Source organism: Paenibacillus sp. FSL M7-1046, assembly GCF_038007405.1.
In the GTDB taxonomy this organism is placed as follows: Bacteria; Bacillota; Bacilli; order Paenibacillales; family Paenibacillaceae; genus Paenibacillus_AQ.
This window is the reverse complement of sequence record NZ_JBBOXB010000001.1, coordinates 309,555-331,933: the sequence shown is the minus strand read 5'-3', so window position 1 is coordinate 331,933 and position 22,379 is coordinate 309,555. Positions and strand designations below refer to the sequence as shown.

Annotated in this window: 22 protein-coding genes; 16 read left to right on the top strand and 6 right to left on the bottom strand. The window is 50.8% G+C overall.

Annotated elements, in window-relative coordinates; translation table 11 throughout:
- The first annotated feature begins 144 nt into the window (after positions 1–144).
- The 5 genes from NYE29_RS01235 (at position 145) to NYE29_RS01215 (ending at position 7,650) form a co-directional block, all read left to right on the top strand.
- Positions 145–1,518, top strand: coding sequence for an ABC transporter substrate-binding protein (locus tag NYE29_RS01235; protein ID WP_340893956.1), 1,374 nt, complete (start codon positions 145–147; stop codon positions 1,516–1,518).
- 100 nt (positions 1,519–1,618) lie between these two features.
- Positions 1,619–2,521 carry a carbohydrate ABC transporter permease gene (locus tag NYE29_RS01230; RefSeq protein ID WP_038587974.1) on the top strand — a complete coding sequence of 301 codons (903 nt, stop codon included), beginning with the start codon at positions 1,619–1,621 and terminating at the stop codon, positions 2,519–2,521.
- 13 nt (positions 2,522–2,534) lie between these two features.
- Positions 2,535–3,371 carry a carbohydrate ABC transporter permease gene (locus NYE29_RS01225; protein ID WP_038587977.1) on the top strand — a complete coding sequence of 279 codons (837 nt, stop codon included), beginning with the start codon at positions 2,535–2,537 and terminating at the stop codon, positions 3,369–3,371.
- A gap of 102 nt (positions 3,372–3,473) precedes the next feature.
- Positions 3,474–4,475 carry a glycoside hydrolase family 130 protein gene (locus NYE29_RS01220; RefSeq protein ID WP_038587980.1) on the top strand — a complete coding sequence of 334 codons (1,002 nt, stop codon included), beginning with the start codon at positions 3,474–3,476 and terminating at the stop codon, positions 4,473–4,475.
- A gap of 7 nt (positions 4,476–4,482) precedes the next feature.
- Positions 4,483–7,650 (top strand): glycosyl hydrolase, encoded by a 3,168-nt coding sequence (locus NYE29_RS01215; protein ID WP_340893954.1) that lies wholly within the window; start codon positions 4,483–4,485, stop codon positions 7,648–7,650.
- Here NYE29_RS01215 and NYE29_RS01210 read toward each other — a convergent pair.
- On the bottom strand, positions 7,598–8,311 hold the full coding sequence (locus tag NYE29_RS01210; protein ID WP_340893953.1) for an AraC family transcriptional regulator: 714 nt from the start codon (positions 8,309–8,311) through the stop codon (positions 7,598–7,600). The genes NYE29_RS01215 and NYE29_RS01210 overlap by 53 nt on opposite strands.
- A gap of 144 nt (positions 8,312–8,455) precedes the next feature.
- On the opposite strand from NYE29_RS01210, the gene NYE29_RS01205 reads away from it, so the two are divergent.
- Entirely contained in the window at positions 8,456–9,742 is a 1,287-nt protein-coding gene (locus NYE29_RS01205) for a Gfo/Idh/MocA family protein (RefSeq protein WP_340893952.1), read from the top strand.
- 877 nt (positions 9,743–10,619) lie between these two features.
- Entirely contained in the window at positions 10,620–11,045 is a 426-nt protein-coding gene (locus NYE29_RS01200) for a GDSL-type esterase/lipase family protein (RefSeq protein WP_340893951.1), read from the top strand.
- A 168-nt stretch (positions 11,046–11,213) separates the two neighbouring features.
- Here NYE29_RS01200 and NYE29_RS01195 read toward each other — a convergent pair whose 3' ends face one another.
- Positions 11,214–12,026, bottom strand: coding sequence for an ABC transporter permease subunit (locus tag NYE29_RS01195; protein WP_340893949.1), 813 nt, complete (start codon positions 12,024–12,026; stop codon positions 11,214–11,216).
- Entirely contained in the window at positions 12,023–12,910 is an 888-nt protein-coding gene (locus NYE29_RS01190) for an ABC transporter ATP-binding protein (RefSeq protein WP_340893946.1), read from the bottom strand. Before NYE29_RS01190 ends, NYE29_RS01195 begins: the two co-directional genes overlap by 4 nt.
- Positions 12,911–13,009: 99 nt before the next feature.
- Between NYE29_RS01190 and NYE29_RS01185 the strand changes: the two genes are divergently transcribed.
- Positions 13,010–13,678: a TetR/AcrR family transcriptional regulator gene (locus NYE29_RS01185; protein ID WP_340893944.1), complete on the top strand. Its 669-nt coding sequence runs from the start codon at positions 13,010–13,012 to the stop codon at positions 13,676–13,678.
- Positions 13,679–13,752: 74 nt separating this feature from the next.
- Here the strand turns inward: NYE29_RS01185 and NYE29_RS01180 are convergent, their stop codons facing one another.
- On the bottom strand, positions 13,753–14,208 hold the full coding sequence (locus NYE29_RS01180) for a CBS domain-containing protein (protein WP_340893942.1): 456 nt from the start codon (positions 14,206–14,208) through the stop codon (positions 13,753–13,755).
- Between the two features lie 240 nt (positions 14,209–14,448).
- Here NYE29_RS01180 and NYE29_RS01175 point away from each other — a divergent pair, with 240 nt between their 5' ends.
- From NYE29_RS01175 to tyrS, 5 genes are all read left to right on the top strand, one after another.
- Complete coding sequence (locus NYE29_RS01175; RefSeq protein WP_339225807.1) at positions 14,449–14,814, top strand: MarR family winged helix-turn-helix transcriptional regulator; 366 nt, start codon at positions 14,449–14,451, stop codon at positions 14,812–14,814.
- Positions 14,815–14,845: 31 nt separating this feature from the next.
- Complete coding sequence (locus NYE29_RS01170) at positions 14,846–15,331, top strand: MarR family winged helix-turn-helix transcriptional regulator (protein ID WP_340893941.1); 486 nt, start codon at positions 14,846–14,848, stop codon at positions 15,329–15,331.
- Between the two features lie 187 nt (positions 15,332–15,518).
- Positions 15,519–15,785: an autorepressor SdpR family transcription factor gene (locus NYE29_RS01165; RefSeq protein ID WP_076110556.1), complete on the top strand. Its 267-nt coding sequence runs from the start codon at positions 15,519–15,521 to the stop codon at positions 15,783–15,785.
- Positions 15,786–15,787: 2 nt separating this feature from the next.
- Positions 15,788–16,462: an SdpI family protein gene (locus NYE29_RS01160; protein ID WP_340893939.1), complete on the top strand. Its 675-nt coding sequence runs from the start codon at positions 15,788–15,790 to the stop codon at positions 16,460–16,462.
- Positions 16,463–16,952: 490 nt separating this feature from the next.
- On the top strand, positions 16,953–18,218 hold the full coding sequence (gene tyrS, locus NYE29_RS01155; protein ID WP_340899577.1) for a tyrosine--tRNA ligase: 1,266 nt from the start codon (positions 16,953–16,955) through the stop codon (positions 18,216–18,218).
- A 130-nt stretch (positions 18,219–18,348) separates the two neighbouring features.
- Here the strand turns inward: tyrS and NYE29_RS01150 are convergent, their stop codons facing one another.
- Positions 18,349–18,639, bottom strand: coding sequence for a hypothetical protein (locus NYE29_RS01150; protein ID WP_340893936.1), 291 nt, complete (start codon positions 18,637–18,639; stop codon positions 18,349–18,351).
- 252 nt (positions 18,640–18,891) lie between these two features.
- Here NYE29_RS01150 and NYE29_RS01145 point away from each other — a divergent pair, with 252 nt between their 5' ends.
- Together NYE29_RS01145 and NYE29_RS01140 are read left to right on the top strand one after the other, a co-directional pair.
- Positions 18,892–19,923 (top strand): FIST signal transduction protein, encoded by a 1,032-nt coding sequence (locus NYE29_RS01145; protein ID WP_076113611.1) that lies wholly within the window; start codon positions 18,892–18,894, stop codon positions 19,921–19,923.
- 12 nt (positions 19,924–19,935) lie between these two features.
- Complete coding sequence (locus NYE29_RS01140; protein WP_340893935.1) at positions 19,936–21,000, top strand: methyl-accepting chemotaxis protein; 1,065 nt, start codon at positions 19,936–19,938, stop codon at positions 20,998–21,000.
- A 154-nt stretch (positions 21,001–21,154) separates the two neighbouring features.
- On the opposite strand, the gene NYE29_RS01135 is transcribed toward NYE29_RS01140, so the two are convergent.
- Positions 21,155–21,334, bottom strand: a complete 180-nt coding sequence (locus NYE29_RS01135; RefSeq protein ID WP_038588023.1) for a hypothetical protein — start codon at positions 21,332–21,334, stop codon at positions 21,155–21,157.
- Positions 21,335–21,569: 235 nt separating this feature from the next.
- On the opposite strand from NYE29_RS01135, the gene NYE29_RS01130 reads away from it, so the two are divergent.
- Positions 21,570–22,292 (top strand): GntR family transcriptional regulator, encoded by a 723-nt coding sequence (locus NYE29_RS01130; protein WP_038588026.1) that lies wholly within the window; start codon positions 21,570–21,572, stop codon positions 22,290–22,292.
- Positions 22,293–22,379: the final 87 nt, after the last annotated feature.

The window sequence follows — 22,379 nt, the reverse complement described above, 5'->3', positions numbered from 1 at the left end:
TACAGCGGAGATTCATCCCCGTTTGGCATTATTTCAGCAGAAAGCTGCCCTTAATGTGGGATTACCCGCATTATGCAGATTATGGAGCTGCCCTATAATCAAGGTGTAGGGAATCAGTATTGAAATATAAGGGGGCTAACAGCAATGAGGAAACAACTGCTTCTGACTGCATCAAGCGTAGTATTGGCATTCGGCCTGACCGCATGCGGCAATTCCGATACTACGGATAAATCCGGAGAGCCAGGCGGATCAGCACCGGGAGAAAAGACCAAAATCAGCTATTGGACGGGAGACCGCCATGACGCCGAATTTGTGAAAGAAAAGGTGGCCGAGTTCAATGAAACGAACACCGACGGCATCGAGGTGGAACTGGTCGTCAAGGGTGATGATTTCGATACCGCACTAGATCTTTCATTCCAGACCTCCGACGCCCCGGACATCATCCGGGTGAAGGAGAATACGATTGGCACCTTTTATAAAAAGGAGTATCTGGCTCCGATTGACGAGTACCTGAGTGAGGAGCTGAAAGCGAAATTTCCGGAAATGGTCGATCTGAACACATTTGACGGCAAGCGCTACAGCCTTCCCAACTATGGAACGACGATGCGTCTCATCTATAACAAAGACCTGTTCGCCAAAGCGGGCATCCAGAACCCGCCAACGACCCTGAAGGAATTGGTGGACACCGCCAAAAAGCTGACCGAAGCGGGGAAAGCGGATGGTGCGTATGGCTTCGCCCAGAACTTTAAGAATCCGCCCAGTGCGCTTGGGCGCTCTTCACGGGTCATTGCTGAAATGAGCGGTTATGGCGGTTTCGGGTATGACTTCAAGACGGCCAGGTTTGACTTCAGCGGCTTCAAGCCGATCATTGAAGCTTTCAAGCAGATCAAGGATAACGGGAGCATGCTGCCGGGTGTTGAGTCGCTGGATATTGACCCGCTGCGGGCACAGTTTGCCGAAGGCAAGATCGGAATGTATCTGAGCTTCTCCTCGGAGCCTGGCGTATACAGCACACAGTTTCCGGCCAAAATCGACTGGGCTGCGGCTCCCGCTCCAACGATTGACGGCAATGTGAAGGGGGCTTCCGGTTTCCTCGGTGGACAATGGCTTGCGCTGAGCTCCAAATCGGAGCATAAGGATGCCGCATGGAAGTTCATGGAATTCATGTACAGCGATCAGATGCTTACAGCGTATCAGGAAAAAGGCTACGGCATCTCGATGGTGCCTTCCATCAGCGCCGCAGCAAAGACGCCGGAGGTCAACGGAATCGAAGGCTTCCTGCCAAACAAATATGACGGCGTATGGCCGGTCTATCCTACTGTTGCGCCGGAGGGTATGAAATCGGATGACGCGTTCTTCAAGTACATGCTAAACGGCGGCGATCTGGATGCTATCATCACAGATCTGAACAAACGGTACAATGCGGCGCTTGACGATGCGATGAAGAACGACGGTCTGAAAGCCGAACCGGACGCTGGTTTTGACCCGGCTAAGCTTGGCGGGAAATTCGCCAAGTAAGTTCACTGCCACGATGATGTAGAGATCGGATAAGGAGGGGGAGGCTCTCCCCATCCTTATCTATATACAGCAAGACAGGAAAGGAGTCTGGAGAGATCCTATGCGCAAAACCAAAAACGCTGTTTTTGCTTACAGCTATCTGCTGCCCAGCGCACTGCTCACACTGGTGCTGGGCATCTATCCGATTGCCTGGGCATTCCGCTACATGTTCTACAATTACAAAGGCTATGGAACGGCCCGCTTCATCGGTTTAGATAATTTTACCCGGATTCTGCAGGATACCCAGTTTTGGGACTCGGTTGTCAACACTTTTGTATATGCGGGAGGCAAGCTACTGCTCTCCATCCCGCTTTCATTGCTGCTGGCTGCGATTCTGAACCGTAAACTCAGAGGCAGACAGGTGCTGCGGGCTATCTTTTTCATGCCTACGGTGATCAGTACGGCTGTCATGGCCGTGGTCTTTTTTACCATATTTAATTCTTACAACGGAATTCTTAACCAGTTCCTGATCAAATTTAACATTACATCCTCCGGCATTGACTGGCTCGGTCCGAAACATGCCATGCTTACGGTCATTCTTGTCGCTGTGTGGGGCGCGGTGGGCAATTACATGCTGCTGTTTCTAGCCGGACTGCAGAATATACCCGAGGATGTTTATGAGAGCTCCGCTTTGGATGGAGCCAATAAAATACAGCAGTTCCGGTTCATTACTCTGCCGATGCTCGGTCCGGTCCTGCAGATGGTCATTATGCTGGCAATCATCAACGCACTGAAGGGCTATGAGAGCATTATGGTGCTGACGGAAGGCGGACCTGCGGGCAAGACGGAAGTGATGTTCCTGTACTTGTATAAGCTGTTCTTTCCTGTCGGCGGCGGCGCAGCCTCAACCCAGGTGCAGGAGTTTGGATACGGCAGTGCGGTCGCGTTCGTTTCTGCGCTTATCGTAGGGATGATTTCCATCATTTATTTCTATGCGTCCCGGCGAATGAATCGGATCGATTGAGGAGAGATGTGACATGAGAACCAAAACGGTATTGGGAAAGACGTCATTATGGTGCTTTTTGCTGGTGTTCGCCTTTATTACTTTAATTCCTGTCGTAATCACTATTCTCGGCTCGTTCAAAACGAACAGTGAGCTGACTACGGGTGCGACCTTCCTGCCAAGCAAATGGCAGTTTTCTAACTACCTGGAGGCCTGGAAGCAAGCTAATTTCTCCACATATACGATGAACAGTCTAATTGTGTCCCTCTCGGTGGTAGTGGGCACTCTGGTGGTCTCCTCCATGGCAGCTTATGTGGTGGACCGTCTGGAGTTTTTCGGCAAGAGGATCTATATCGGTATGCAGTCCTTCACGATGTTTGTTGCCGTCGGCGCGGTAGTGCTGCGCCCGCAGTTCGATCTGATGGTGAAGCTGCATCTGCACAGCTCCTTATGGGGAGTCATACTGATCCTGATTTCCGCGCATGCCTCAATCTTCTTTATCCTGCTCAGCTTTATGAAGGGCATTCCCCGGGAGCTGGATGAGGCCGCGCGGATCGACGGCAGCTCGCTTGGCCGCACCTTCTGGACCATCATCCTGCCGCTGCTTGGCCCCGGCCTCGGCGTCGGCGCGTTGTTCACCTTCCGCGGTGCCTGGAATGAATATCTGCTGCCGCTTGTATTCACGATGACGAAGCCGGAGCTGCAAACGTTGACTGTCGGCCTGGCTAATCTGAAATACGGCATTTCCGCCGCTTCGCAGACCCACTATATGATGGCGGGGGCCTGCTTGTCCATTCTACCAATTCTGGTGGCTTATGTGTTCGCCAACAAGTCCTTTATGCAGATGACGGCAGGGTCCCTGAAAGGATAGGAGCATTCCTTCCGGACAGCGTGGAACTATCTCGAAAATACGTCTAACAATGAGTTTGATACTACTTTTAATACTTCAAGCAACAACCAGGAGGTTTATATTATGACAGTTCAGGTACCAACAATCCTTACATCCAGTCCGCTGATTCAGCGCTACCCCGGCAATCCGGTGCTCGATGCTGCGCGCGTACCTTATCCTACCGCACTTGTATTCAACGCTGGAGTGACCAAATTCAAAGGCAAGTATGTGATGGTCTTCCGAAATGACTATGGTTCCCTGAGCAATCAGACCATTGAGCCGCATCATACGACAGACCTCGGGATTGCTTTCAGCGAGGACGGCATCCACTGGGAGGCCAGTCCGAAGAAATGCTTCAGGCTGCATGATGAGGAAATCATCCGGGCCTATGATCCCCGGTTAACCGTCATTGACGGACGCTGCTATATGTGTTTTGCAGTGGATACGAAGCATGGCATCCGCGGCGGTATTGCGGTGACGGATGACTTTGAGGAATTTGAGATCCTCAGCCTGTCGTCGCCGGATTTGCGCAATATGGTGCTGTTCCCCGAGAAGATCGGCGGAAACTATGTCCGTCTGGAACGCCCCTTCACCGTGTACAGCCGGGGCGGCAAGGATCGTTTTGACACCTGGATTGCTGAATCCCCCGATTTGAAATACTGGGGGAATGCCGATCTGCTCTTTGGGGTAGAGCATGTGCCATTCGCCAATGACAAGGTGGGACCGGCTGCGCCTCCGGTGAAGACGGACAAAGGCTGGCTGACGACCTTCCATGCGGTGGATGTAGATCCTTCCCGCGGAAAGCATGGCTGGGAGCCTACCTGGAAGAAACGGTATACGGCAGGCATCATGCTGCTTGATCTGGAGAACCCGAAGCGGATTATCGGCATGAGCAAGGAACCTTTGCTGGCGCCGGAGGCCAGTTATGAAACCGACGGAGGTTTCCGCAATAATGTTATTTTTCCGGGCGGGATGATTCTGGAAGAGAGCGGCGAGGTCAAAATCTACTACGGCTCAGCGGACACGATTGAATGTTTGGCAACCGCGCATGTGGATGATCTGATCGCGCTCTGCTTGAAAGGCTGATTGTCCGATGACGAAGATATGGAATCATCTGGAGAATCCGCCGGCGGAGTACCGCCCGCTTCCCCTCTGGTCCTGGAATGACAGGCTGGAGAAGAATGAGTTGGAGCGGCAGATTGAAGAGATGCATAAAGTCGGCATTGGCGGTTTTTTCATGCATGCCCGCGGCGGGCTGCAGTCGCCTTACATGAGTGAGGAATGGATGGACGCCATCCGTATCTCCATTGAGAAGAGCCTTGAGCTGGGGATGCACGCCTGGTTCTATGATGAGAACGGCTGGCCCAGCGGCTTCGCGGGGGGAGAGGTTCCAGCTAAGGGACTGCCTTACCAGCAGAAGAGGCTGGTTTATGAGCAGGCTCCCTTCCAGAGTGCGGCGGAGCGGATGATTGCATGCTATGCCCGTGGAGCAGAAGGGCAGGGGTACATTCTTCTGGCTGCGGATGAGGAGGCGAATGCCGATCTGCGCATCTGCTATGAGGTGAATCCGTATTATACAGATACGCTTAGTGAAATGGCTGTACAGGAATTTATCACGACGACCTACGAACGGTATTGGGAGCAATTTGGCGCAGATTACGGGGCGGAGCTACACGGTGTGTTCACCGATGAACCGCAGTTTGGACGCGGCGGACTTCCCTGGTCCTTCGAGCTGGAGGAGCGCTTCGCCTCCCGCTGGGGTTATGATGTGAAGGAGATTCTTCCCGCCTTGTTCCTGGAAACGGAAGGCTGCCGCAAAGCCCGCTATGACTATTGGGAGACTGTGACCTTTATGTTCACCCAGGCGTATGCTAAACAAATCGGCGATTGGTGTGCGGATAAAGGCTGGTCAGCGACGGGACATGTTGTCGATGAGCAGGAACTGATGCATCAGGTGACCTCTGTCGGCGATCCCATGGCCTTCTATGAGCATTTGCAAATTCCCGGATGCGACTGGCTGGGCCGGTTCGTCGGCAGTGATGCCCTGGTGCCGAAGCAGGTGAGCTCGGCGGCCCGCCAGCTGGGCAAGAAACGCGCGATCACCGAGAGCTACGGGTGCTCGGGCTGGAACATCAGCTTCGCCGATCTGCGGAAGATCGGGGAGTGGCAGTTCGTGCACGGCATCAATCTGATGTGCCAGCATTTGCAGGGCTATACGCTGCGGGGCCTGCGGAAGCGGGACTACCCGCCTTCCTTGTACTACCAGCAGCCCTGGTGGGAGGACTACAAAGGCTTTAATGACTACTTCGCCCGGCTGTCCCTGCTGCTGGCGGAGGGCAAAGGCCGGGCGGAGGTGCTGCTGCTGCATCCGGTGCGCACAGCCTGGACCCTGCAGCGCGGTGCTGACTCTTCGGCGGTGGTTCCCTTTCATGAGGCGTTCGCGCAGCTGTCCCGGTGGCTGTGCCAGAGCCTGATCGAGCATGATTACGGCAGCGAAAGCATCCTTGCCGGCCATGGCCGGGTCAGCGGCGGCTGTTTGTGGGTTGGTGAGGCAGCATACCGCGTGGTTATTGTTCCGCCAAGCCTCACGCTGGATACGGCAACTGCTCAGCTGCTGGAGCAGTTCGTCTCCCAAGGCGGCCACTTGATAGCCTTCGACCCCTATCCTGTGCTGGTGAACGGGGAGCATGATGGCGGACTTGCAGACCTCATGCGGGCTGCGGTCCATCCCGAATGGAGCAGTGATGAGATAGGCCACGCCGTATCCGCTGCTTCCCGGCCGTTCCTGCACATTACGGAGGAAGACGGAACGGCAATTGCGGAGGATACGCTTAATGTGCGGACACTGGAACTGGAGGGCGCGGTGCTCTGTTATATCGTGAATTCCGGTGAGAAGTCCTATCCGATGTTGCATATGGAAGTGTCCAGGCCCGGCACCGTTTCACTGATTGATCTGGAGACGGGGAGCCTTCACGCGCTCAGACAGGAGATCCGGGAGGATGGTGTCCGGCTGCGGCTACCGCTGTATGCCGGAGGTTCCTACATGCTGAAGCTCGATCCGTTGCCGGAAGCAACTGTTGCAGCTGGGAAGTTAGGTTCAACGGTGGAAGAGGAAATAACAGAAGAAACAGAGCTGCCGTATCCGCCTAGCAGAGTGGAGGCATGCACACGGCTGGAACTCGCCCCGGAGTGGGACATTGCCTATGCGGATCTTAACAGCTTAACGCTGGACTCCGCCCGGCTGCGGGTGGAAGGCGGAGCATGGTCGAAAACGCAGCCGGTGATTTTCATTCAGGAGCAATTGTTGGCTTATGGCCGGTCTGTTGCGTTTGAATTGGAATTTGTTTTTCAGGTGGCCTTTGATCCTAAGCGTCCGCGGGAGCTGTATCTGGTGCTTGAACAGCCTGAGGAACTGGAAATCCTGTTGAACGGAAGTGCAGTCTCCAGTGCAAGCTGCGGCTGGTGGAGGGATTCTTCCCTGCAGAAGATTGATATAGTAGGGTTGGCCATCCGGGGCAGCAATGTCATTACCCTGAAGGGGATGTTCAGGCATTCTGCCGAGCTCAACGACAAGCTGGAGCGGGCCAAGCAATTTGAAGCCGAAGGGAACAATCTGACGCTGGACCAGGAAATAGAAAGCATCTATCTGCTGGGCTCCTTCGGTGTGGAAGCTGCGGAGCTTTTTGAAGAGACCGAACGCAGGTCGCTATGGACCGGAGGACCCTTTACACTGACTGAAGCTCCAGAGCGGGCATGCACCGGCGATCTCGCACAGCAGGGATTTCCGTTCTTCGCGGGAAGCATTCATTTATTTCAGACGTTTGAACTGGGGGGAGAAGAAACAACCGGAGCTCAATGGACCTTTCAGTTTCACTCTGCACCGGATGCGGTTGTAACCAAGCTGTTCATTAACAGGGCCGAGGTGCGAATCTTCCTGTGGGAACCGTATGAAGCTGATATTACCGCTTATTTGCAGCCCGGAGTAAATGAAATTGTACTGGTGCTGACCGGCAGCTGCCGCAATCTGCTGGGACCCCACCATCATATTAAAGGCGAAGTATACAAGGTAGGGCCGGACAGCTACAGGGATAAGCCGGGCTGGACAGACAAGGATTTGAAACCGGACATCCATGTGTATCAGGACAGATATTGTTTTGTGCGTTTTGGATTGGCGGCAGCTCCCGCTATTCTTGGGGATGCAAATGACATCAGCGGTTCTGCTTGCGGTATTGCAGGGGCGAACGCCGGGCGATTGCCTTAAACACACGTCCAAAATGGGCGATGCTGTCAAAGCCGGTGGTTTGCTTAAATAGGCGGCAGAGATAGGTGCTGCTGATAAAAAAGGTATCCGACAGCTCCGTTATCGTCAGCTTCTCGGCGTAATGGGTCTGTAAATATTCGATAATCTCATAGGTTTTGCGCTGTTTGTCATTGTTCACCGGAACGATGCTGTCCGGAGCCCTTTCCCGTATCCGGTTCATCCCGATGAGCAACTGCACCAGCAGGGTCTGCATAAAGGGGATGTGCTGCGCCCGCTCCGCCTTCTGTTCCTCCAGCATGGCGAAGAGAAGGTTCTCGATCATCCCCTGTTCATGCGCATCCGGGCGCAGCAGCAGGCATTGTCCACTGAGAAAGGGAAGCTCCAGCGGGAGTTGCTCCATCAGCCTGTTAAGAAAGTCATGCCGGAAATTGATCAGGATCCGCTCATGGCGGCTTGTTCCTTTGGCTACAGTCCGGTGAAGCTCGTTGCGGTTAATAAAGATCAGATCGCCGCTGCGCAGCGCATATACCAGATTGTTGATGTAATAATTGCGCTCTCCTGCAAGCAGATAATAAATTTCATAGCTGTCGTGATAATGGTCGGAATCCATACTGAAGGTTCCGGCCCTTTTAATTTGTTCAATCATGAACGGGGGTTCCATTTTTCACGCGCCTCCTCTATAAGAAGCTAAAATATGCATAGTATCACTAAAAAACGCTAAATAATGCTTAGAAATAGATGTATTTTATACTATACACTATAAGAAGAAAACGCTTTTAAATCAATAAGTGATGGAGTGATCCTTATGTCCAAAAAGAAATATGCTTTCGTAGGAACCGGCGGCCGGGCGGAGTTTTTTTATGGTGAGATCACCACGAATTATCGTGAAACCTCTGAAATTGTAGGCTTTTGTGATGTGAATGGAGCAAGAATGGCTTATGCCAACACCCTGCTGGTGGAGAAATACGGATACCATGAGGTTCCTGTCTACAAGGCGCATGATTTTGACCGGATGATTGCGGAAACGCAGCCCGATGCCGTGATTGTAACCAGCATTGACCGCACACATCACCGCTATATCATCCGGGCGATGGAGCTTGGCTGTGATGTGATCTCCGAGAAGCCGATGACGACGGACGTAGAGAAATGCCAGGAGATTCTTGAGGCGATCGAACGCACCGGGCAGAAGCTGCGGGTGACCTTCAACTACCGCTATGCACCGCATAATACCAAAATCCGCGAGCTCTTGATGGAAGGGACTATTGGAGAAGTGCTGTCCGTCAACTTCGAGTGGCTGCTGAATACACAGCATGGTGCGGACTATTTCCGCAGATGGCACCGCGATAAGCGCAACAGCGGAGGCCTGCTGGTTCACAAGTCCACCCACCATTTCGATCTCATGAACTTTTGGCTGGACTCTAAGCCGGATACAGTATTTGCAATGGGCGATTTGCGCTTTTATGGCCGGGAAAATGCCGAGAACCGGGGAGTAACCGAATTTTATCAGCGGGTGCACGGCAGCGCAGCAGCGCAGAATGATCCGTTTGCCCTCCATCTCAAAGATAACGAGCAGCTGAAACGGATGTATTTGGATACCGAGCAGGAAGACGGGTATTTGCGTGACCAGAGCGTGTTCGGCGATAACATCAGCATTGAGGATACGATGGGTGTAATGGTCAAATACAAGAATAAGACGATTATGAACTATTCGCTTAATGCTTATCTGCCGTGGGAGGGCTTCAATGTAGTGTTCAACGGCACCAAGGGGCGGCTGGAGGTCAAGGTCGTAGAACAATCCTATGTCAATGCCGGAGGCGGCAAGGAACTGGAGGGGGCGGTAAAAGATAAGCAGATTACTGTCTATCCGCAATTTGCCGCACCGTATGAAGTGGAGATTGAGGAAGGCATCGGCGGTCACGGGGGAGGCGACCCGGTGATGCTGCGGGATATTTTTGAACGGCCTGCCGAAGACCGGTTTCGGCGTGCAGCCTCCCATATGGATGGAGCCTGGTCGATCATGACAGGAATCGCCGCCAACCGCTCCATGGCCACCGGGCTGCCAGTGAAGGTGGATCAATTGATTCAGCTGTAGGTTCCCCGGTGAAGGTGGATCAATTGATCAAGCTGTAGGTTCCCCGGTGAAGGTAGATCAACTGATTCAGCTGTAGGTTGCTGGATGAAGGTGGATCAACTGATTCAGCTGTAGGTTCATGGCAGGTTCACCTTAAACCTCTAGTGATTTCTAATGCGACTACTTTGGTAATCTGATGAGGCTTGCGGGATCGCACCGAATTGGCTCCTGGCTTCTGACTTCTGACTTCTGGCCTCTGACGCCTGGCGGCTGGCTCCTGGATCCTGGCGCATATAATAGGTATTAAGAGCCATAACGGGAAATACGCCCGCTGATTTTACGCCCATCACATAACGGGAGACATTATAGGGAAATGCGCCCGCTAAATCTGGCGTTAGAAGAAGTAAAGCTAATTCGCCAAAAATTAGAGGGATAATTTCCTTTTAATGGTATATTAACATCGAATTAGAGTGATTTACCGGGTGTAATTCCCGCTACTGAAATGTTGCTTTACCGCCAGACTTTCGCAGGTGCATCACAGATGATCCTATAACCGCCTATAACAACAACACAGCCAGCAGGAACGCGTGAAACGCGGTTTCCTGCTGGCTTTTTGTGCGCCTTTCTGCGAGGGGCGGTCAACCAATTGTCGACAGGCGGTAAAGTCACTATTCTAACGGCCGGTCATTGTCGAATTAGGGCCCCGGGTGACATAATCAAAGCATACAGAAACAACTCTGGCAACGAATCTACAGGAAGGCGTGAAGACAATTGGGAGTTTTCCGCAAGCAATCATTCCGCAGCAAGCTCAAAACCGCATTTCTGGCTGTAATCCTGCTGTCGGTGCTGATGACCGGAGGACTGTCCTACTCCATATCGGCGGCGATTCTGGAGAAAAATGCGCTCGATGGCGGGTCGGCTGATCGCCAGCCTTCCCGCCGATCTGATCACGCTCTGTGTCGGCGTGAACGTCTACGGCGCCGCCACGCTGAGCCCGCGTGTCTTCGCTCCGGCGCTCATCGGCATGCTGCTGTCGATTCGCGAGCGGCATCCGCTCACTCAGCTGTTCGTGATCTCGCCGATCTACGGCTCGGAGCGTGAGACCGAGCCGAACAAGCTGGGCTTCACGCTCCCGATGATGCGTGAAGAAATAGCCCGGACCGTCGAAGTGTTCCGGGCCCGGGGGGACAGCCGTGTGCACTACCGCGACGGCCTGTCCTGGTTCGGCGCGTCCGACAGTGTACGTCTGCCGGACGGCCTGCATCCCGACGCCGAGGGCTATGAGCTGCTCGGCGCCCGGTTTGCGGAGCGGATTCTGCGGTAATCCGCATAGCAGCAAAGGGCATCCTTGCCGGCAGGATAATCTGCCGCGGGGATGCCCTTTTTGCCGTCCTTTGCTAAGGACGGCAAAGTCGGTTCTTCTTATTGTATAGAGCTGCTGCAATGTGAAAAATTGCAGCGCTCTCGCAAAGGCTCCTTTGATTCCCCAGGCTTACAACGGCAGGTCGCGCTGCCGGAAAATCTGTATGCCTGCGGCGAAGGCCAGCAGACCGGTCAGCAGCAGCCAGAAGGAAATCCAGGCGACATCCGCCGTGCCTTGCACAATATCGCCGGGGCGGTAGAAGCTGAACAACGTGAAGTAGCGCAGCACATCCAGCTTATCTGTAATTTTCGCGAGAATATCGATTGTGAAGAAACCGAAGGTGATGCTTCCGGAAATCCCGAGCGCTTTCTTCTCGTCATTGCATACACAGGAGACCAGAAAGACAAGGCCGCCAATGGCAAAAAACAACAGGAACGCAACGGTGTTAAGCTGGGTAAACCGGCCCATGCCGAATTCATATTCCGTACCAAGAAACCAGAGCTTGCCGGCGAATCCGGCCAGTGTGGTTACAGCCATAATAATGAACAGTGAAGTGACCAGCACGAGTGCCTGCGTAAAGGCAACCTTGCGGCGTGTAGTCGGCGTGGCCAGCAGATAGGCCATGGAGCCGCGGTCCACTAACCTTGCTACCAGTTGGGTAGACATCTGCACACAAACGATGGACAGGATCAGCACCAGGATAAGCCCGTAATATTCTCCCGAAATGAAGGCTTCGGCATTGGCGAAGCCGTTGCTTAGTCCAAAGGCGTTGCTGACCCCCTCGGGCATGGCTTTTACAAGATCATCAATGGCTTTCGTATTGTCCGCAAGTCCCGGATACAGCCAGATCATAAACACGATATAGAAGGCGGAACCAAAGGCGTAATTCATAATGCCTTTCAAATTGACCCGCATCATTTCTTTATAGAGTGGAAGATTCATTGGACACCCGCCTCACGATCATAATAATTCATGAAAATATCCTCCAGATTCTGCGTCGATACATCGAGACTTCGAATCCGGAAATTGGCGATCTCCCGGGTGAATTCATTGTAATTTCCCTGTACGGCAATCCGCACCAGGTTTCCTTCACGGGTAAGCACCTGCAGGCCGGAGGGGGCGAAACGCTCCGCTTCTTCGGCTGTTTCGAAAATGATCTCAAACAGCTTGCGCTGCATCGACTGCAGCTCATGAATGTTTTTGACAGCGATGATCTTCCCGTCCTTGATAATTGCTGCCCGGTCACAGGTGCGTTCGATCTCCTGGAAGCTGTGGGAAGACATCAGGAAGGTGGTTCCCGCTGCTTTTTCCTCCAGCACGAGTTCAATAAATACCTTCTGCATCAGCGGGTCCAGGCCTGAGGTCGGTTCATCGAGAATAATAACGTCGGGGCTGTGCATGAAGGCGGCAACAATTCCAACCTTCTGCTTCATGCCCTTTGACATCTTGCGGATCGGGGTAGCGGCATCAAATTGCAGCCGGTCGATCAGCTGTTCACGTTTGGCGGAGTTTTTCACGCCCTGCATCGAAGCCATGAAATCAAGAAAACCTTTACCGGTCATGCCGTCAATAAAGTTGATCTCTCCCGGCAAATACCCGGTGTACCTCTGCACCGTTCCCTGTCCCTTCCAGACATCCAGCCCGTTAATCGTGACAGAACCCCGGTCCGGCTTCATGAATCCCATAATATGCCGGATCGTTGTCGATTTCCCTGCTCCGTTAGGCCCCAGGAAACCGAAAACCTCGCCTCTCGCTACCGTGAACGTTACTTCTTCAATCCCTCTGCCGTTTGAAAACCGTTTGGTTAAGCCCTCTACCTTCAGCATGCTGCACCCCCGCCGTAATAATGAAATATTAGTGGCTGTATATTTCATATGTTATAATAGTCCCGGGAATTACCTAAGTCAATATAATTATGAACTCATATGAATAATATATTTCATTATTTTTCGGACAGTACACTAAATCGTCAAGTTAGGGTGAAGGACATGAACGGCTTCGAGAAGAGAAAGGCAATGATCAAGGGGAATATTATGAAGACAACCATGGTCATGCTGAGGACCTGGGAGCCGAAGCGGCTGCGGATTGCTGATATTGCCAAGGAGGCGGAAGTCTCGCAGGTCACGATTTATAATTATTTTGGCAGCAAGGAAGAGCTGCTTAAGGAGTCTTTCAAGGATTTTATTCAGCGGGCCATCCGTGAATTCGAGGAAGAAATGCTGAAGAAACAGTCGCTGAGGGAACTGATCAGCTACACTATTTTTAAGGAGAAAGAAACGTATTACAACCTGTCCCCGGCGCTGATCAAGGAGATCTTGTTTAATGATCCGGAGATGTATGCGTACATTCAGGAGCAGAATGATACCAAGATAATTCCACTGATGGTCAAAATGCTGGAGGACGGAAAAGCGAGCGGTGAGATTTCGGATAAGGTCTCTGTAGAGGCGTTCCTGATGCTTATTCAAGTCTACATGAAGAGTTCCGAGGAAATGCTTGGGGCGATGGAAAAACACGAGGATAAAGCTGCTTTTCTGGATGAGCTGCTGCATCTTTTCTTTTATGGGCTTTGCGGGCAGGAGCTTCCCGGGGTATAACCGGCTGTCCTGTCACCTGTCCGCAACTGGGGAGGACAGCCGGAAGATGTCTATCTTTTCGAAGCGATGTGCGGCTAGAGCAGTGATTTGAAGGAATGGCGGATGACGTCGCCGCGGCTGATAATGCCTACGAGCACACGTCCGCGTTCAACCGGAACCTTTTTGATCTGTTTTTTGCCCAGAATGGCGGCGATCCGTTCGATGTCTTCGTCCCAGGATACCGTGATGACTTTCTTTTTGGCAATTGCCATCACATTTAGATTCAGCAGCTTCCGGGTCCGTTCTTCGTACTCATCCTCATCGCCTTTAATCACATTCAATTGGAAAAAGGAATCAACGATGACATCATCATGTTTGCCGATATAGCGCATAATGTCTCCGTCGCTTAAATAAGCGACAATTTCGTTTCTGTCGTTGATGACCGGCATGCCGCTGATCCGGTGCTGGATGCATTTCTCAATAAAGGTCTGTACGGTATCATATTCTTTGACCTTGTAGACCTGCGTGATCATAAATTCATGAGCTTTCATAAAGTTCCCCCAGTAACAATTCACTAGCTTTTATAAGAATAACTTGTATAATGAAACTATATACTTGTATTATACAAGTTGCCATGATGATGTCAATAATCATCCGTGTATTCCTATGAAAATTACTCGTATCACTATAATATGCTTCAGCTGAGAGAGAGGTCACAACCTGCCATGGAGAAACGTCCGATAGAAACCATAGAACTGGAAATGTCAATTCTCAGCCGCCGTTTGACTTCAATGAGCACTTATAAAAAACTCGGTATGCTGGACTTCTCCGCGTATCTGCTGCTGCGTCAAATCGCCTCGCACGGCTCGGCCGGTGTTAAGGCGCTGTCCGAGGAATTCCGGCTGGATATCTCTACGATCAGCAGACAGGCGTCAACGCTGGAGCAGAAGGGTTATCTGTTCCGTGAACCGGACCCGCAGGACGGAAGGGCTTATACGCTGCAGATTTCTGAACTTGGACTTAACATGCTGAAACAGAACATGGATATCCGCCAGGATAAGGTCGGCAAAATGCTGGAGGACTGGACCGAAGAAGAACGGGAGAATTTCGGGCAGCTGCTGCAGAAGCTGAACGACGCTATTTTTCGAGAAATGTAAGGGTATGGCCTACTATAACCGGAGGTGTCTTATGAATCCCCAGGATAGTCAAGAAGAAAAGCTGCTAATGGTATTCGAGAACATCAAACGCTTGACCACCCGCACCAAATGGAATGATTCGATTCCCCACGGGGAATTTCTTATGATGTTCGCCATCAATGTCATGATGAAGAAAGAAAGTAGAGAACCGGAGGCGCCGGAGTGTCCGGGAGTCATGATCTCCAAATTAAGCGAGCTGCTGCAAATCAGCAGACCCACCGCCTCGCAGGTTGTCAGCTCTCTGGAAGAGAAGGGGTACATTGAACGCGCCATGTCTGTAACAGACCGCAGAGTGATCTATATCAGCCTTACGGAACAGGGACAGACGGAATTCAACAAGAAGATGGAGCGGTATTCCTGCGTCATGAACGAGATTATTGAGAAGGTGGGCCGGGAAGAGGTCAACCAGTTGATTGACACTTGTGAACGCCTGCGGAATGTGGTGGATGAGGTGAGAGAGCAGCTGGTGTCCAGTTAATACGTCCTCGCTCCAATGGGGAAATCTTAAAAATAGAAAAAAACGGGCCTTGGAATATCTTCCAGGGCTTGTTCTACGTTCATGGATAATCGGGAGCTCCCCTATTGTAATTTTAGTGAAAATGGAATATCCTACATATAGAAATATTTCGAAATGATTTTGATCTAAATGTTAACGGGAGGTGCGCATGGGAATCAAGGATACGTTCAAAGCTCTGTCGGATGAATACCGCAGAGAGATTCTCGAAATGCTGAAGGGCGGAAGGATGACTGCAGGAAGCATCGGCGAACGCTTTGAGATGACGCAGGCGACCGTGTCGCATCATCTGTCCGTACTCCGGGAGGCCGATCTGGTCCGCACCGAGCGGGACGGAAAGTTTATTTATTATGAACTGAACACCAGTGTATTTGACGATGTAATGAAGTGGATTCTAGCGTTCAAAGAGGAGGAATGAAGATGCTCAAATTCAAGATGACCAGCATCATTGCCCTGCTTGTTGCCTTAATTCCGATGGGTTTATATCTCTATCTGTACCCGCAAATGCCGGACATGGTACCGATGCATTTCGACATCAAAGGGAATGCCGACCGCTTTGTACCCAAATCCAGCTCGGAGGTACCCTTTCTGGCCGCTTTAGGCCTGATGGGGTTCGTATTCTTTAAGCTGATATTCTTTTTCATCATTCGAAGCGCCGCACGTAAAGGCGAAGACAACGCAAGATCCATCGCCAAAATATTGGATATTACTACCTTGTGCTGCACCGTGCTGTTTGCGGGAATATCGGTTCAGGCATTATTTGTGCAGGCGGGAAGTTTTGATTTTTCAAGAATGGATCTTATGCGGGTTGCTGCAGGGATGCTCGGACTGATTATGCTGCTAACCGGCAACCGGATGCCCAAGCTGAGACGGAATTCCCTGGCGGGCCTGCGGACCAAAGAGACAATGAGAGATGAACAGGCATGGTTCAGGGCTCAGCGCTTCGCTGGGAAATGGTACGTCACCGGGGGTGCGGCAATGGTACTGGGCTGCCTGCTGCCGGGCTGGTGGGCGCTATATGCGGCAATTGCGATTTTCGCAGTGGTGAATATAGTGCCAATCGTTTATGTGAAAGCAAAGCTGAAACCAGAGTAAGGGTAACTGTGAGGACTGGTAGAATATTGGTCATAGCCTGCAACGTGTCTTATGAATGAAACAAAAGTGAAACACAGATTGGGTTTACACACAGCCGCTGCATTGACAACAAATTTGGAATTGGCTATACTTTCTGTAATCTTATAGTTGGTATACGTTGAACGAGACAGTAGCAGCCTTTGTCCCTGTCACAGAAAGCCGGGGGTGATGGAACCCGGCACACACATGGACTGCGAATTACACTCCGGAGTATCTTGGGTAATGCCAAGCGGAAGGAAGCGAACGATAACTCGCTGAAAGTGGTACGGACACAGCTGTTAAGTGTTCGTGCAATTTGGGTGGTAACACGGTTAATTATAGTCGTCCCTGTGTCTTCATAGACAAGGGGGCGATTTTTTTGTTGGCCGAATCCTCCGAAACCCAGCCGCTGTGCTTGCTTCAACGTAAATCTAAAGAACACTAATAATCACACAAAAGGGGCTGTATCATGTTGAACATTATTGATGAACTGGAATGGCGCGACGCCATTAATCAGCAGACGGATGCGGAAGGACTGCGGGAACTAACGAATACGAAGGCGATTTCGCTCTATTGCGGCGTGGACCCAACAGGCGACAGCATGCATATCGGCCATTTGATTCCCTTTATGATGCTGAAGCGTTTCCAGCTCGCCGGACACCGTCCGGTAATTCTGATCGGCGGGGCAACCGGCACAATCGGCGATCCAAGCGGCCGCCAGAGTGAGCGTTCGCTGCAGACGATGGAGCAGGTGCAGGAGAATGTTGCAGCGCTGACTGCTCAAATGAAGAGATTGTTTGTTACCGACGGTGACAACCAGGTGCGCATGGTCAACAACTACGACTGGACGAAGAACATTAACGTGATCGAATTCCTGCGGGACTACGGCAAAAACTTCAGCATCAACACGATGCTGGCCAAAGATGTTGTTTCCAGCCGGCTCGACAGCGGGATTTCGTTCACCGAATTCGCCTACCAGATTCTGCAGTCGATTGATTACCTGCATCTGTACCAGCATGAGGATGTGCAGCTGCAGATCGGCGGCTCTGACCAATGGGGCAATATTACAAGCGGACTGGATCTTATCCGTAAAAAAGAAGGCAGCGAAGCCAAGGTGTTCGGCCTTACCATCCCGCTGATGCTCAAATCGGACGGCACCAAATTCGGAAAAACCGCCGGGGGCGCCGTGTGGCTTGATCCTAAGAAAACGACGCCGTATGAGTTCTACCAGTTCTGGGCTAACACCGATGACCGCGATGTGGTGAAATACCTCAAATACTTCACGTTCCTGAGTAAGACGGAAATCGAAGCACTTGCCGAAAAAGTACAAACCGAACCGCATAAACGGGAAGCTCAGAAAGCACTGGCCGAAGAGATGACCCGGTTTGTTCATGGCGAAGAGCTGCTGGAGCAGGCAAAACGTATCACCGCTGCCCTGTTCAGCGGGGATATCCGCTCTCTGACCGCAGAAGAAATTGAGGAAGGCTTCAAGGAAATGCCGACCTATACCGCAGCCGCTGAATCGAAAAATATCGTGGAATGGCTGGTGGACTTAGGGATTGAGCCGTCCAAACGCCAGGCGCGTGAGGATATCACCAAAGGGGCAATTTCCATTAACGGTGAACGTGTAAGTGAGCTTGAAGTGGAGATTACAGCTGATCATGCTATCGGCGGACGATTCATCATCATCCGCAAGGGCAAGAAAAATTACAGTCTGGTAAAACTGACCCAAAACTGACCTAATATCGCGCTACGCGATGCTCAACACAAAAGCCGCCGAACCCTGAGAGGTTCGGCGGCTTTTTGTATATATAGTATTTATATGCTTCACGCTATAAAATATCCGTTTCCGCTTGGTTGATCAGATATTATTCATCCTCAAGCTTTGCAAGCTCATCCTCAAGTCCGGCGAGACTTGTGCGGATAGCTTCGGCTAAGGCATGTTGTCTGGCTGCCTGCTCCAGCAGTTTCTCCTCCTCGGAGGCATCAGTCACCGGGTCATACGTCGGAGAGGTTCTTAACCGGTTCAAATCTGCCTCACAAGCTTTTCCGGCATGTTCAGCTTGCTTCAATTCTTCCCCGGCAATGCCAATTTGGTACTCCAGATACGTGAAGTCAGATGAGGCTGCGCTGTGGGTTGAACGCTGTGAATAAGTCATGATGCACCTTCTTTCCTGTCCTTTCGGGTAACTGTATGTTCATCATACAAGTTTTCGGGCATGACCTCAACTGACCTATAGGCGTATGCCTTTTCAGCCATGGAATTGCGGTCTCTTCAAGCTGCCTGCGACATTGCTCACAGACAACAATCCCCATTCTCGTTTTACCATTAGAGAATTGAAAATAAAAGCTAAATTTTTCAATAACAGTTTACAAGGGAAGCTTCCCGCGAAAGAAGGTTGTTATACATAATGAAAGCTTTATCTTTTGACACATTGGACGAAGTCAAACGTTACCTGGGGGAAAAGCCAAGCAGCCGTGGTCTCGTGCTGTTCGCCTCCGCTGGTGCTGTCAGGGAACTGTCCCCGCATGCGCCTGCAAATGCCGTGTTATGTTCGACCAAAGGTGAATATACCCCGAAGGGTTACCGGAACGGCGTGGTTTCGGGGTTTGAATACGATGCAGATATCGCCGATATTGTGGAAATTCTGCACCCGCCTGTGCTCAGCGGCGATAACCTCAAGGCCTCGTACCATAAAGTAAAAGACAACGTGAATGCGTTTCTGCTGCTGCTGTGCGACGGAAGGGCTGCAATGGAGGAGACGATTCTCTCCTCGCTTTATTTCATCGATCAAGAGTTCAAGGTGCTTGGCGGAAGCGCAGCGGATGATGAGAGCGGAGAGACCTATCTTTATATCGGAAGCCGCCGGGTGCGCAACCTGGGAATCTTTTTCAACTTGACCGCCCGTACCGCATTGATCAAAGAGAACATATACGTTCCGACCGGAACGAAACTGCTGGTAACAGAAGCGGATGTGTTTGGACGAACGGTATATTCGTTTAACGGCCGCCCGGCGGCAGAGGAATATGCGCGTGTGCTGGATGTGAAGGAAGACCTGTTAGCCGGGCATTTCCTGAGCAACCCGCTAGGCAAAAGATACGAAGACGATCTGATTATCGCATCTCCGATGGTCATCAATCCGGACAAGTCTATTACCTTCTACAGCCAATTGATGCCGAGCACTTATCTGGAGGTGCTTAGCGCGGCTGACCCGCTTGTGGTGCTGGAGCAGACACTGCGTGAGATTCCGTTTAAGCCTGCTTTTGTACTGAACATCAATTGTACGCTGCGCGACCGGCTGTTCCTCCGGGATGGCTTGTGGGCAGGATTTGACGACAAGATGATCGGGTTCTGCGGGAACACCGCCGGCTTCATCAGCTACGGGGAGCAATATTACAAAAAGCATGCCAACCAGACAATGGTATTACTGCTGGTCGGATAAGGGGGACTCATTATGCAATGGATCAACAAGCTGCGCGCTTCATGGGGGAAAAGCAGCCGTGACGCGGATATAGAAACTCATGGCAGCGTCATCCAGACAGAAAAGGACAGTATGCCCGGCCAATCAAGCACCTGGAATGATTCGAATCCCGTCTCCAAGCCATTATCCTATGGCATTCATGCCTATTCCTTGGCGGAGCAGATCAGCCGCGAAACCGGGTTCATCCTCCAGGAAGAGGGACGGATGGTAGAGGATTTCGCAGCTCTGCGCGCGGGAAGCGGAGAGATGATTAGCCAGATCGGCGGAACGCAGCGGCTGCTGGAGCATTTAAAGGCCAACAGCGAGCAAACTGAAAGGCTTATCAATGAAATGTATGGCAGTCTCGCGTTTTCCTCAAACAAAATTGAATATGCGAAGGAAGCCAACGTACAGATATCTGCTGAAATGCAAAAAGCCTCGGCGATATTCACCCAGTTTGTATCTTTAAATCAAGAGCTAAGCCAGCATTTTCAGAGTATTGGGCAGCTGGCGGGCATTATTACGGAAATCGCCGAGCAGACCAATCTGCTGTCCCTGAACGCAGCCATCGAGGCGGCAAGGGCTGGTGAGCATGGACGGGGGTTCGCGGTCGTTTCTTCAGAAATCCGCAATCTTGCCGACCGGACCCGCAGCCACGTGGAAGAAATTATGGGTTCGCTGTCGGGGATGACAGGCGTGATAGAACAGCTACACGACAAGTCCAGTGATGGAACACGGGCCATGGCAGAGACGAACGAGCGGATCGGCCAATCGACCGTTTATATGAACGAGATCGTCGAAGCGGAGGAAGAAGTATTCCAGCATCTGGAGAAAATACAGGTTTCCCAGGACAGCAGCCTTGAAGATGTGGAACGCATCAATGCCGATCTGCTGCATGTCATAGAGAAATCAGGACAGGATTCCGAACAGTTTGAGATGCTTGTCCTTACGATTCAGAAAAAAGCTGATCATTTTCAGCAGATGCTGAATCACTTGCATCAGATAGCCGAGCTAAGGAAGCTTGATGAAGAGGGAGATGCAGCCGCCCGGCGTGAATAAGGCCGGTTTGTAAAGAGCGGCTTTAATGGTAAGTAAAAAGGTCTGCCGCTTAAAAGAGAGCAATAAAAAACCCGCAGTAAGGATTATTCCCTTGCTGCGGGTTGCTTGCGTTCTTGTCTATGTCAGTGTGTATGTAATATAGATAGACAGACGTTTAGTTTTTATCAATGAGTTCAAGTTTTTCAAGGATCTTTATTGTTGTTAAGGCGGATAACTGAACGGCTAATTCAACGCTTTCTTTTTGAATCCCGTCCTTCTCAATAGCATCCTTGTTCTCTGAGAAGACTTCTTCAGTTACTTGGCTGATCAGACTTTTGACGATTTCAATATGCATAATAAACTCCCCCTCTCCGGAAAAATAGCCACATTCTTATATTTCGGCAGATCATCAGGTTTTTCTTTGAAATAAACCTTCCTCAATTAGCAGAAATCGGGTGGAGAAAAGTATAAACCATGACGTTATTATGATATAGTTAATATTGATTTTTAATCCATACCCTTTCGTTAGTACCGAAGAGGTTGTTTGAATACATAACAATTGTTACAGAAGACCTGAGAGGGAGTACTCCATGACACAATTTGTCTACAAGCAAATAATTGATGACCTTAAAATGAAAATCTTTGCTGGACAGTTTGCGGATATGAGATTACCCGATGAACGCAGTCTTAGCGAAACGTACCAGGTTAGCCGCAGCTCCATCAAGCGCGCATTAACCAAAATGGAAAGCGTCGGAATCATTTTCAAAAAACGAGGTTCAGGCACTTTTATTAACCCCTTATACATAAAAAACGAATCCATTTTTAATTATGAAGGATCTAATCTGGGCGTCACCGACAATTTCCAGATGCATGGCAAGAAACCTAAAGTCAAAGTATTGAATTTCGAGGTCATTCCGCCAACAAAAGAATTGCAGCGGGATTTGTTCCTGGGGCCTCATGATTTTGTATATAAAATCGTCCGCTTGCGCCTGTTCGATGATGATCCCTTTATGATAGAGACGGGTTATATCCCGATAAAAATCGTCCAGGATTTAAACCAGACGATTATCGAGGGCTCCATTTTTAATTATCTGGAAGACTCGCGCAACCTGGCCGTAACCAAATCATTTTTATCTATTTTTGCCGAGCCGTCCTTGTCCACGGATCAGGAGCTGCTGCACTTGAAAGAAAATGAACCTGTTGGCATTATGGAGGGGATTTTCTTTTTGGACAATGGTACTCCCTTTGAATTTTCCCATATGCGGTTTCATTATCAATATTTGAAATTTAATACGTTTGTATCTGTTCATTAAGGAGCAGAATAAGACCGGGAACTTTCCCGGTCTTATTTTTTTGTATACTTTACTTTTTTGTGGATGTAACGTATTTACATAAATTTC